This is a genomic window from Microbispora cellulosiformans (genome assembly GCF_008728085.1).
Lineage (GTDB): Bacteria > Actinomycetota > Actinomycetes > Streptosporangiales > Streptosporangiaceae > Microbispora > Microbispora amethystogenes.
The window spans coordinates 174349-186042 of record NZ_VYTZ01000001.1 but is presented as its reverse complement, the minus strand read 5'-3'; the positions used below and the strand labels follow the sequence as shown (position 1 = coordinate 186042).

The window sequence follows — 11694 nt, the reverse complement described above, 5'->3', positions numbered from 1 at the left end:
AGGCGCTCAGCTCGTGAGCAGGCCGACTCCGAGGGTCAGCACGCCGGCCGCCAGGCACAGCGCGCCGATCCAGAGCAGGATGATCAGCCGGTTCGGGCGGGTGGTGCCCCGTCCCAGCGAGGACAGGAAGAAACCGGCGGACATCAGCGCGGCGGCGGCCGGGACGCCGAGGCGGGCGATCCACAGCGGGACACCGCTCAGGCCGGTGGCGTCGACGAAGAGCAGGCACACGAGCCCCAGGGTCACCAGCACCCCGGCGTGCGCGTGCCCCGCGCGGGCGAAGGCCTGCTGGAAGGGGGTGAACGACACCTGGCCGCGGACGATCTTTGAGAGGAACCATCCGCCGAACTCGATGGTCACGATGGTCAGCAGGACGGCGCCCGCGATCACCTGGGTCTCCTGGCTGAGCTGCAGGGGGGTCATGGCTCTCCTGTGGCAGAGGTGGCAGGTCGGGGATCGGGCCGCGTACGACCCGGGGGCTGTGGAAGCGGTCAGGGGCCGGTGCTCAGTGCGGTCGCGGGAAGGTTGAGCGTCCGCGCGAGATCGGCGAGGTCCGCCTCGAACAACTCGCCCGCGTCGTCGCCGATGGCCCGGGTCAGGCCGAGCGACTCGACGCTGACCATGCCGTACAGCCGCAGCCAGCACCGGGTGAACGCGACCGCGGCCGCGGCGGAGGGGAGCTCCGTCTCCAGTTGTTCGAGGAGCCGCCGGGCCGGCGTCTCGGTCGCCGGGGAGGGCTGTCCGGGCGGCAGGGGCGAGGGCCCGTGGTCGCGCCAGACGCCGGAGAAGAGGTCCGCGAAGAGCCTGCCCACCTGGCGCCGTGCCCGGCTGACCGACGCGCCCTCCTCCGGGGAGGACACGAACCAGGAGAGGTGGAACTCCGCGGCGTGTTCGACGGCCCAGTGCCGCAGCGCCCTGCTCGCGGCGACGAGCCGGCCCGCCGTGTCGGCCGTGTCGATCTGATCGACGGTGCCGGCGATGTGCGCGGTCAGCTCTTCGAGAATGGCCACGACGACCGCGTCCGTCAGGGTGCGGTGGCTGTCGAAGTAGCGATAGACCCCGGGAGGAGTCATGCCCATCTCGCGGGCGACCGCCCGGACCGTCAGCGCCTCGGCTCCCTGGCTTGTCAGGATGCCGCGGCTCACGGAGATCAGCTCACGCAACGTGGCGTCGCGCACGCGCTGACGCCGGAGCGAAACCGTCATACAGGCACTCCACTGCTCGCACCTCTCTCCCGCAGCGGTCTGCGGGAGATCTCCAGTTTACATATGTTAACTCTTGCGTCTATCAATAATTTCAGCATCCCAGGGACACTAGGGCTACTGAAGGTCCCGTCCGCAGCGCTCTTTTGACGAGGGTGGGGCGTCCCCTTTGCGGGTTGTCAGGCGGCACAGCGCGCTGAGCTGCCTAACGTCACCCTGTGCGTAGAATCTGGGCACCTAACGGTGTCGTCCCCGTGCTCGGCTCCGCTGCCGTCCTGTGTGTCTCCGCCTTCCTCGTCGGGTTCCGCCCGCCTTCCACGGCGTTGCGTGCCCCGATCAACCCGGTCAGTGGGAACCTCGGCTTCACCGTCGTCGTACGGGGAGACGCCACGGTCGTCACGAACGAGAACGAGGGCACCATGGCGATCGGCGGGAACCTCGTCATGGGAGGCGCCTACAGCCTCGCGAACAGCGGTCCGGGGACGTACGTCGACGACGACGACGCCCGGCCCACCGCGCTGGTGGTGGGTGGCCGGATCGACTTCCCCGAGAGCACCGGCTTCGTCCGGGTCCTGTCCGGCGGATACGTCAAGGTCGGCGATCTGAGCGGGACGTTCGTGATGGATCGCGACAACAACGGCGCGATCGTTAACACCCGGCTGAACGCCACCGACGACTACGAGGATCCGGTGCGGGTGGAGCTCACCGTCACCCAGCCCGTGGATTCGGTCGGTCCGACGCAGATCCTCGACTTCGACTCGCTCTTCTCGACGTACCGGGACCGATCCGAGGCGCTGGCCGAGTGCGAGAACAACGTGGTCCTGACCGACGCGAACGGCGACCCGTTCCCGGGCAACGAGATCCCACCGGGCTCGACGGTCTACATCAGCCCGGCGCCGGACATGACGAACGTCCTCAACATCACCGCCGAGAACCTGAGCAACATCGCGACGCTGACCTTCAGGAACCCGCCGACGGCCGCGGGGCCGCTGCTGATCAACGTGGACACGAGCGCCCTGGGCGGCGTCTACACGTGGTCCCCGCCGAACTTCGCGGGCATCGGCGGTCCGGACGCCCGGTACATCCTGATCAACTTCCCGGGCGCCCAGGAGATCACGCTGCCGGCGGGCTCCGGGGCCACGGTCGAGGGCACCATCTACGCACCGGGGGCCACGCTCATCGACGACAACGCCTCGAACATCGAAGGCAACATCGTCGTCGACGAGTTCGTCCACAACGGCGGTGAGGTTCACAACTTCCCGTTCAGCACCACGCTGGACTGTCTGGGGGGGCCCACGCCCACCCCTCCGGTGACTCCCACGCCCACGGGCACCTCCACCTCCACGGCGACGCCCACGGGCACGTCCACCGCCACGGCGACGCCGACCGGCACGTCCACCGCCACGCCCGCGACCACCCGCGTTCCGCGTCCCGCCGCGACGGCCACCCGTGCGACCGCCGGAGTCCTGCCGGTCACCGCGCCACGCGTCCCGCCGAAGAGCCGGGGGACGATTTCCCCCGCGCAGCAGAGTGTCCGGAAGACCTGGACGAACCAGGCCCAGCAGGGCATGGGCCACGTCTACAGCCAGTACGGCGCGCACAAGAAGGAGGACACGAAGGTGGCCGTGTTCGTGCCTCTCCACAAGGACGCCGACGGCTGGCCGGCCTGGGGGCACCAGGGCCGCCCCGCCTGGCACGGGCCACGGGTGGTCGCGAAGCACCACGGCCACGAGGCGCACAAGAACCGCAGGCGCCACGGCCGCCGTCCGTCCTGATCGCCTCGGCCGGAAGCCTGCGGGCGAGCGCGGTTCCGGAGCCCTTCCTGGGCCGTTGACAATCTGAGGCATCCTCAGGTTGACTGTCCGGCGGGCATAACATGAGGAATCCTCCGCATGTGCCCCTCCTGGAGGAGAGGACGTTGGCCGAGGGAATCGCCGTCTCCGTGCACGACACCGCACCCGTCTGGCGCGGCGACACCGCGGGCGACGCGCTGCGCCGCTCCGTCGACCTGGCTCAGGCCGTCGAGGCGCTGGGCTACCGGCGTCACTGGGTCGCCGAGCACCACGACACCCCGGCGCTCGCGACCTCCAGCCCGGCCGTGCTCGCCGGGTCCATCCTCGCGGCGACCTCCACCATCCGCGTCGGCTCGGGCGCTGTGCTGCTACCCAACCACTCGCCGTACGTGGTGGCCGAGCAGTTCGGCGTCCTGGCCGGGCTCCACCCGGGCCGGGTGGACCTCGGGCTCGGCCGCGCCACCGGCGGCTCCGGCCGGGCCGCCGCCCGCATGGGCGACCCGCGCGGGCTCGACTTCCCGAGCGCGCTGCGCGAGCTGGGCGAATACTTCACGGGCGGCAGCGGTGGCGTCCGCGCGATCCCCGAGCCGGCCACGCCGCCCGAGATCTGGCTGGTCGGGTCGAGCGCGTCCAGCGCCGCGGCCGCGGGCCGTCTCGGCTTGCCCTACGTGTACGCGCACGCGATCGTCGGGGCCGGCGCGCCGGAGGCGCTGGAGGCCTACCGCCGGACGTTCCGGCCCTCGGCGGCCCTCCCCGGGCCGTACGCCGGGGTGGCCGTGATCGCGGTCGCGGCCGACAGCGACGAGCGCGCGCACCGGCTCGCCACGTCCTTCGTGTACGGCCAGATCCTCATGCGCACGGTCGACCCCGCCACCCTCCTGCCGACGGAGGAGGAGACGGCCGCGCACCGGTTCACCCCGGAGGAGGAGCGGTTCCTGCGGGACAGGATCGGCCCCCAGTTCGTCGGCAGTCCCGAGCGGATCGCCCCCCGGCTCGGCGACCTGCTGCGCGTCACCCGCGCGGACGAGCTGTTCGTGCTCACCCAGGTGCCCGACCACCAGGCCAGGATCCGCTCCTACGAGCTCGTCGCCAAGATCGTCTCGTCGCTGTAGCCCTCCGCCAGGGTCCGGGGCCCCGCGACGGCGCGGGCGGAGGTCAGGCGCGGGGGGTGGTGATGCCCTCCAGGACCAGTTGGAGGAAGCGCGGGCTGCCGTCCCTGTCGCCGGCCGCCTGTTCCCGCACCCAGGCGGCGCCGCTGAGGAGGTCGAACAGTTCGTCGGGGGTGAGGTCGGGCCGTACGCTGCCCACCGCCTGTGCGGCGCGCAGCAGGTCGGCGCCGCTGCGGTGCATCGCGTTGCACATGGTGTGGGAGGGCGTCCCCTCGTCGTACATGCTCTGCGCGAGGATGCCGACCAGGCCGCGGAAGGTGCTGAAGTGCGCGACGGCCTCGCGCATCCACGCGGTCAGCGCCTCGAGCGGGTCCGTGGCGCCGGACAGCCGCTCGGCGTGGGCGACCAGGTTCTCCAGGCCGTCCCGGGTCGCGGCCTCGACCAGCGAGGCCCGCGTGGGGAAGTGGCGGTACAACGTGCCGATCGCCACCCCGGCCTGGCTCGCGATGTCCTCCAGGGACGCGTCGGCCCCGGTGCTCTCGAACGCCTTGCGGGCCGCGGCCAGGATCGCGTCGTAGTTGCGCCGGCCGTCCGCCCGCTTGGGGCGCTGGGCGATGTAGGCCTTGCCGTCCATCGGCTACCTCCCGCTTGACATCCTGAGGGCGCCTCAGCTTAAATGCTCCCGATTAACCTGAGACAACCTCAGTATAGGTGTGGCGGGCAAGCCGAGCACGCCTCACCCCTGCCCCCCCCCCATCAGCGGACCGTGGAGGTTCCATGGCCACCGGAACGACCCCCGAAAGCGTCTCGGGCCAGCCCCGGGACGCCCCCGGCCGCGGCTGGGCCCTCGCGCTCGCCGCGATCGTCGGGGCCGAGTTCATGCTCCAGCTCGACGGCACCATCGTGAACGTCGCGCTGCCCACCCTGCAGTCCGACCTCCACCTGACGGTGGCCGGGGGATCCTGGGTGCCCAACGGCTTCTTCCTCGCCTTCGGCGGGCTCCTGCTGTTCGCCGGACGCCTCGGTGACGTGCTGGGCCACCGCCGGGTGTTCCTCGCCGGGATCGGGCTGGTCGTGGTGGCCTCGCTGATCGCCGGGCTCGCGCCGGACCTGGAGGTGCTGATCGCCGGCCGGATCCTGCAGGGCGCCGGGGCGGCGATCTGCGGGCCCACCGGACTGGCACTGCTGGCGATCGTCTTCCAGGGGGAGCGGCAGCAACGCGCCTTCGGGCTCTACTCCACCGTGACCGGGCTCGGCGCCTCCGCCGGCATGGTTCTCGGCGGTCTGCTCACCTGGGTCGGCGACTGGCGCTGGAGCCTGCTGGTCAACGTGCCGATCGGGCTGGTCCTCACCGTGGTCGCCGCCCGCGCCCTCGGCCTGCGCGACGAGGCGACCCGGTCGCGCTCCCTCGGCCTGCCGAGCGCGCTGCTGAGCACCGCGACCCTCACCACCGCCGTGTACGGCCTGGTCCACGCGGCGGAGAAGGGCTGGGGCGACCGCTGGACACTCGTCGCGCTCGGCGCGGCCGTCGTGCTGGCCGTAATTCTGCTGCTGGTGGACCGGCGCGCCGCCGAGCCGCTGCTGCCCCTGGCGGTCCTCGCCGGCCGCGAGCGGGCCGGGGCCTTCCTCAACCTGGTGCTGCTCGCGGCGGTCCTCACCAGCTTCCTGATCTACCTGGTGCAGTACCTCCAGGGAGTGCTCCACCTCGACGCGCTGCGAAGCGGCCTGGCCATCCTGCCGTTCGGCCTCGCACTGCTCGTCAGCACCCAGATCCTCACCTCGCGCATCGCCAAGATCGGTCTCAAGACCCGCGCGGTGGCCGGGCTGGTGGTCGTGCTGGCCGGGGTTGCGTGGCTGACCCGCCTCGACGGTGACAGCACCTATCTCACCGGAGTGCTCCCGGCCCTCGTCGTCATGGGGCTCGGCGTCGGCGTCGCGATCATCCCGTTCAACATGATCGTGCTCACCACCGCACCGCCCGAGTACGCGGGTGTGACCGCCGGGGTACTGCAGACGGCGCTCACGATCGGCGGATCGCTCGGCCTGGCCGCGATGCTGATCCCGCTCACCCAGGGCTCCGGCGGCCTCGCCGAGACGATCTCGTCGGTCTTCGTGTGGGCGAGTGCCGCCCTGGCGATCTCGCTGCTCGTCGCGCTCGTCTTCTGGTACCGCCCCGGCGCGCGGAGAACGACTTAGTTGAGGTCCAGAGCCACCTCCAGACGGAGGTAGGCGTCGATCCAGGCCTGCTCGGCCGTCTCGTCGACGGTGTGGGTCCGCGCCGCAGCGAAGGCGGTGACGGCCTGTGCGACGCGGTGCAGGCCGAGCACGGTCAACCGCCGCGCCGCGTCGGCGAGCCGGTCGTCGTACGTCGCCGGCAGGTGGGACAGGCCGTGATGGGCCGCTTCCGCGAGCAGTCCCCGGGCGTCGATCAGAGCCGCGGTGAGGGGTTCGTGCCGGCCGTCCTCGGCGACGGTGAGCCTGCCGCTTCGATCGGGCGGCTGGAGGTCGGGGACGACGACCCGGCCGCCGGCCGACAGGCCGAGCGGTTCGATGACGACGCCGCCCGCGGTCCGCCCCACCACGCCGCTGACGAAACGTGGTTCGCCCTCCGCACCGAGGAGTACGGCGGCCAGCGAGTCGAGGCGTCCGGGGGCGGCGGCGGTGTGGGTGGCCCTGACGGTGGCGGTGTTACCCGCCCGGTCGGCGATGACGGCGTCGAGACGCTGGTCTCCGGGCGCGTAGCCGACGGACACCACCCGGTCGACGGCGACGACCCGGACCAGCTCCGCCTCCACCCGGGGGCGGACGGGCCGGAGCGGGAGAGCGTCCAGCTCCCGGCCGAGCGCGGCGAGGTCGGTCACCACCAGGGACGACGGCAGTTCGTCCCAGGCGCCGCGCGACGCGCCGACCGTGGTCTTCGAGATCCGCCCGGTGGCCAGCCGCACCGTGCGGCTGGCGCTGCGGACGGCCGACTCCGTGACCACGTTGCCGGTGGCCAGGGCCTCCAGTGTGGACGAGGCGATCCGCCGCCGGGCGAGCGCCGGCCCATCGTCGTCGCCGTCCCAGTGGCGGCGGAGGACCAGCACCATGGCGCTGTCGCCGTGGGCCAGGTAGACCTCGGCGATCCGCTGGTCGCCGACGGCGCGGATCCGGCAGCCGAGACCGTCCAGCCGGGCCCGGCGCAACGGGGTCTCGGCGGCCTCGGCGGTGCCGAGCACGCTGCTGCGCAGGGTGGCCTCCGGCCGCGTCACCGCGCGGTGCCGGGCGTGGAGTTCGGCGAGGTGGCTCGCGAGCAGTTCGGGACGGTAGTGGGAGCTCCGGTCGCGGTAGGCGGCCAGTTGCCCGGCGAGGTCGGTGACGGCGAGCAGCGGCCAGCGCAGCCCGGCGGCGTCCAGGTGGCGCGACACGTCGGCGATGGTGGCGTCGAGCCCCTGACCGAGATGCGCCGCGCCCTCGCGCAGGACCGTGCCGGCCAGGCCCAGGGCCCGCTCCAGCCCGGATCCGGCGCCCGGCCCGGGCTCGCCGCCGACGTCGACCCGCACGTCCTGGACGCCGGGGTGCCGCGCGTCGGCGACCCGGAACGCCCACACCGCCAGGGCGATGACGTCGTCGCGGCTGCCGGCGACGGCGTCGGTGTGGACGAACCCGAGGTCGCCGGGGACCAGGAAGCGCACGGTCGCGGTGGCCAGTTCGACCTGCGGCACCGGATCGCCGGAGGTCGCGCGGCGCACCCGCGCGGTGAACCCGGTCCGCTCCGTACGGCGCGCGGCGGCCATCAGCCGGGCGCCGATCCTGGCGGTGAGCTCGTCGTCGGTCACCTGGCCCGGTGACCAGGGCGGTGCGGGCTCCGCGACAGTCTCGGCAGCCACGGGGGCGGCATCGACGGGCACCCCCTCAGCATCGATGGGTGTCGCATCAGCATCGACGGGCGCCGCGTCGGCCTCCGCAGGAACCGGGGCGGGCAGGCGCTGGTAGGCGAGGATCACCCCGATGACGTGCCGGCAGACGCCGACGGAACCGCAGGTGCAGCGGGCCGCGTCGAGCCCGCCGGGAGGCAGGGCCGTGGTCACGCCGTCGGGGAAGACGCCGTGCACGGTGCCGTCGCCGTCGGTCCGCACCTCCGGCGCGGCCTCCTTGCCGGCCCGTTTGACCAGGCCGCGATTGGTGAGCGCGGCGAGGGAGTCGGTGGTGAGCCCGAGCAGATCCGTCCTCATCGGCCTACGTGCTCCGCGACGAAGGACGCCAGCTCGCCGGGGGTCATCGCGCCCACGTGGGCTCCGGCGTCGGCGAGGCGCTGTGCCAGCCCCCGGTCGTAGTCGGGATTGGCCTGCTGGTCGAGGGCGGCCAGGCCCAGCACCTTGCTGCCCTGCGTCACCAGGTCGCGTACGACGCGTACCAGCCGCTGCGGATCGCCGCCCTCGTAGAAGTCGGAGATCAGCACGACGATCGCCCGGCGCGGCTGGTCCACCAGGCCCGCGCCGTACGCCGCCGCGCGGGCGATGTCGGTGCCGCCGCCGAGCTGGACCTTCATCAGCAACTCCACCGGATCGTCGACGTCGGAGGTCAGGTCCACCACTTCGGTGTCAAAGGCGACCAGGTGGGTGCGTACGCCGGGCAGGCCCCACAGGCAGGCCGCGGTGACCGCCGAGTGGATCACCGAGTCGACCATCGACCCGGACTGGTCGACGAGCAGGATCACCTGCCACTGCTCCAGGTGGCGGCGGGTGCGGGAGAAGAAGTACGGGGTCTCGATCACCACCTTGCCGGTCTCGGGCTGGTAGCGGCCGAGGTTGGCGCGCAGGGTCCTGACCATGTCGAAGTTGCGGGCCAGCCGCAGCCGCCCGCGCCGTCGCACCTTCGTGCCGGAGAACGCGCTGCGGACCTCGGTGGCGAGCTTCTCCGTCAGCTGCCGGACGACCTGCTCCACGATCCGCCTGGCCAGCCGCAGAACCTGCGGGTTCATCAGGTGCTTGGTCCGCAGCACCGCCTTGAGCAGCGCGGGATTGGGCTCGATGCGCGCCAGCACGTCCGGGTCGGTCACCACGTCGTGGATCTCGTACCGCTCGACCGCGTCGCGTTGCAGCCGTTCGACGGTCTCCTTGGGGAACAGCCGGGTGATGTCGTCGAGCCAGTCGACGGTGGTCAGCACCGACTCGCCCGTCCCGCTCTGCCGCCGCACGCCACGCCGGCGCAGGTCCTCGTCGCGGCCGTAGAGCCAGTCAAGGGCCGCGTCGCGAGCGGCGGCCCCCGCGTCGAGCCCCTGCCCGCCGAGGCAGGCGCCGCCCGGCTCGCCGAGCAGCAGACGCCACCGTTCGAGAGTGGGGTCGGTCATCGAAGCCTCCGAGGTCACGGTGTGATCAGTCCCTCCCGGCGCAGCGCCGCCTCGACCCGCTCGTCCAGAGCCCTCCCGGCGGCCACCAGTTCCGGCGCCGCGTCCAGTCGCATCAGGTCCCACCCCGACGCGCCGCCCGTACGCCGCTCGACCAGGCGGGTGGCGATGAGGTGCCGTTCGCGGGGCGGGAAGAAGCCGAACGCCTGGCGCAGCGCGGGCAGGGCGACCAGGAAGTCGTGGTCGGTCATCTCTCCGACCAGGTCGTCGAGCAGCTCCAGCATCCCGGAGGTGTGCAGCACCTCCTCCCGGGCGAGCGCGAACAACCCGGTCAGCCAGTCTCCGGCCGACTCGGGGACGAACGCGCCGCGCACCGCCCGGGCGGGGTCCGCGGCTGCCGTGCCCCGTAGCGACCAGCCCAGGCCCAGTGCGGCACCGCGCAGGTCGGGCGGCGCGTCCCGGCGGGCGGCGAGCCGGTCCGCGACGCCCAGCGCCGCGGGCGTGTCCAGTCCGAGCGACGCGCCGGCGTGCCGGAGGGCGTCGCGGACGGCGGTCATCGCGCCGACGCGCCGGAGGTCGGCCGGTGCGGGTCCGCCGCGCACGCCTTCGGCCAGCCACAGCGCCCGACGGGTGGCGGCCCGGACCACCGTGCCCACGGTGGCGCCGCCGCTGGTCCGGAACAGGTCGTCGTGGCGCCACATCGCCAGGGCGACGGCGAGGACGCGGCCGAGCTCGCCCAGGTCGGCCGCCGCTTCGACGGCCCTTGTCAGGTCGTCCAGCACCTGCCCGGTCAGGTCGCCGATGCCGCACAGCGCCGTGTCGAACAGCACCTCGGCCAGCTCGTCCAGGCCCGCGCCCGGGATCCGCTCGGCGAGGGCGGCGGCCGCCGCCTCCTGCGGGTCCACGCCGTACCCGCCGGCCTCGATCAGCGCGGGCAGCCGGTCGTCGGCCTCGGTGAGCGTCCATCGTTCGGTCAACTCGGCGTCGCCCGCAGGGCGGGGCCCCGAGGTGCGCACCACGCCGGGGATCCGCAGCACCCGCAGCCGGTGCAGCAACCGGCTGCGCTCGCGGCCGGCGTCCGAGCCGAGGTCGAGCCGTTCCTCCCCCGGATCACCCAGCACCGCGAGAACCGCGTGGACCAGCGGCGGCAGCGGAGTCGAGGGATGCAGGCGGCCCACCCGGTCGCCGCTGAGGGCCGCGACCATCTCCACGATCACGGGATGACTACCCGCCCGCAGCGGGCCGCGCGCCGCCCAGGGCAGCGGGGTCTCGATCGCCTCGCCGACCAGCGCGCTCGCCAGGCCGTCCAGCACGTCGACCCGGGCCGGATGCGGGTGGCCGCGCAGCGACGCGAGCCCGTCCGCGGTGGCCCTGGCGGCGATGAGGTCCGCGGTGGACACCGGCTGACGCCGGGCGCGCAGCCGGGCGGTCACCGCCTCGGTGAGCCCGCGGGCGGCCTCGGCGGGACCCGACTCCCACAGGCGCTGGTAGTAACCCGGCGACGGCATCCCCGACTGGTAGCCGTCGAAGGCGTCCAGCCGCCGGAACGAGTACGGCACCAGGTAGCTGCCGACGACCGCGTCCACGGGCGGACGCGGCACCTCCGGCCAGTCGCGGTCGCCCTGCCCGGCCAGCCGGACCAGCGCGGGGCGGTGGAAGCCGCCCGTGACCACGACCACCGGCCGGTCGCCCGCGTCGGCGACGGCGGCCCGGACCCACCGCGCCATGTACGCCTCGCGGGCCGTGTCGTCCGGACCGGCCGGTGTGTCGCCGCGGACCAGGTCGAAGTAGGTCGCCAGCCGTTCGGCCAGCCCACCGGCCGGTTCGATCTCGAACAGGTGGTCCCACAACGCGTCCACGTTGTCCACATCGAAGGTGCGGCACAGCCGTCCGGTCACCTCGGTGTAGCGGGCCTCCGCGTCGGCGTAACGGTTGCGGACCCCGGCCAGCGCCGGATGCCAGGCGGGCAGGTCGATGAACCGGAGCTCCGCGCCGACGTCCCGGCCCGCGACCAGCGCCGTCCACTCGGGGGAGTAGTCGCACAGCGGGGTCCACGAACCGTGCCGTCGTTCGGAGTCCCGGTAGCTCGTGTAGACCGCGATCGGCAACTCGTGCTCCAGCAGGAGCTCGTCCATCCGGTGGTTCATCTCCGCCGGGCCCTCGACCAGCACGTACGCGGGCCGCAGGGAACGGATGGTGTCGGCGACCAGCCGGGCGCAGGCGGGGCTGTGGTGCCGCACGCCGAGGAACGTGACCGCCAT

General features: G+C 73.2%; 9 protein-coding genes. 3 read left to right on the top strand and 6 right to left on the bottom strand.

All coding sequences use genetic code 11. The features are described from left to right. Window positions 1–6 precede the first annotated feature (6 nt). On the bottom strand, window positions 7–423 hold the full coding sequence (locus tag F5972_RS00655; protein ID WP_150930042.1) for a hypothetical protein: 417 nt from the start codon (window positions 421–423) through the stop codon (window positions 7–9). A 68-nt stretch (window positions 424–491) separates the two neighbouring features. After that, window positions 492–1205 (bottom strand): TetR/AcrR family transcriptional regulator, encoded by a 714-nt coding sequence (locus tag F5972_RS00650; RefSeq protein WP_150930040.1) that lies wholly within the window; start codon window positions 1203–1205, stop codon window positions 492–494. Window positions 1206–1456: 251 nt separating this feature from the next. On the opposite strand from F5972_RS00650, the gene F5972_RS00645 reads away from it, so the two are divergent. Both F5972_RS00645 and F5972_RS00640 read left to right on the top strand, forming a co-directional pair. Then, a complete protein-coding gene (locus F5972_RS00645) occupies window positions 1457–2977 on the top strand; it encodes a choice-of-anchor A family protein (protein ID WP_191909874.1) in 1521 nt (506 codons plus the stop codon). Window positions 2978–3120: 143 nt separating this feature from the next. After that, window positions 3121–4107, top strand: a complete 987-nt coding sequence (locus F5972_RS00640) for an LLM class flavin-dependent oxidoreductase (protein ID WP_225311063.1) — start codon at window positions 3121–3123, stop codon at window positions 4105–4107. A 43-nt stretch (window positions 4108–4150) separates the two neighbouring features. On the opposite strand, the gene F5972_RS00635 is transcribed toward F5972_RS00640, so the two are convergent. Further along, window positions 4151–4738: a TetR/AcrR family transcriptional regulator gene (locus F5972_RS00635; RefSeq protein ID WP_150930034.1), complete on the bottom strand. Its 588-nt coding sequence runs from the start codon at window positions 4736–4738 to the stop codon at window positions 4151–4153. 143 nt (window positions 4739–4881) lie between these two features. Here F5972_RS00635 and F5972_RS00630 point away from each other — a divergent pair, with 143 nt between their 5' ends. Beyond that, window positions 4882–6300: an MFS transporter gene (locus tag F5972_RS00630; RefSeq protein WP_150930033.1), complete on the top strand. Its 1419-nt coding sequence runs from the start codon at window positions 4882–4884 to the stop codon at window positions 6298–6300. On the opposite strand, the gene F5972_RS00625 is transcribed toward F5972_RS00630, so the two are convergent. Genes F5972_RS00625 through F5972_RS00615 form a run of 3 tightly spaced genes read right to left on the bottom strand, consistent with a single transcriptional unit; the run spans window position 6297 to window position 11694 of the window. Continuing rightward, window positions 6297–8318 (bottom strand): SWIM zinc finger family protein, encoded by a 2022-nt coding sequence (locus F5972_RS00625; protein WP_150930031.1) that lies wholly within the window; start codon window positions 8316–8318, stop codon window positions 6297–6299. The genes F5972_RS00630 and F5972_RS00625 overlap by 4 nt on opposite strands. Further along, a complete protein-coding gene (locus F5972_RS00620; protein ID WP_150930029.1) occupies window positions 8315–9436 on the bottom strand; it encodes a VWA domain-containing protein in 1122 nt (373 codons plus the stop codon). The genes F5972_RS00625 and F5972_RS00620 overlap by 4 nt, the downstream gene beginning before the upstream one ends. Window positions 9437–9450: 14 nt before the next feature. Beyond that, window positions 9451–11694 (bottom strand): DUF5682 family protein, encoded by a 2244-nt coding sequence (locus F5972_RS00615; RefSeq protein WP_150930027.1) that lies wholly within the window; start codon window positions 11692–11694, stop codon window positions 9451–9453.

Bases quoted from the DNA above. Each gene is read 5' to 3' on its own strand.
- F5972_RS00655 (WP_150930042.1), bottom strand. From the start codon at position 423: ATGACCCCCCTGCAGCTCAGCCAGGAGACCCAGGTGATCGCGGGCGCC.
- F5972_RS00620 (WP_150930029.1), bottom strand. From the start codon at position 9,436: ATGACCGACCCCACTCTCGAACGGTGGCGTCTGCTGCTCGGCGAGCCG.
- F5972_RS00635 (WP_150930034.1), bottom strand. From the start codon at position 4,738: ATGGACGGCAAGGCCTACATCGCCCAGCGCCCCAAGCGGGCGGACGGC.
- F5972_RS00650 (WP_150930040.1), bottom strand. From the start codon at position 1,205: ATGACGGTTTCGCTCCGGCGTCAGCGCGTGCGCGACGCCACGTTGCGT.
- F5972_RS00630 (WP_150930033.1), top strand. From the start codon at position 4,882: ATGGCCACCGGAACGACCCCCGAAAGCGTCTCGGGCCAGCCCCGGGAC.
- F5972_RS00615 (WP_150930027.1), bottom strand. From the start codon at position 11,694: ATGGCGGTCACGTTCCTCGGCGTGCGGCACCACAGCCCCGCCTGCGCC.
- F5972_RS00625 (WP_150930031.1), bottom strand. From the start codon at position 8,318: ATGAGGACGGATCTGCTCGGGCTCACCACCGACTCCCTCGCCGCGCTC.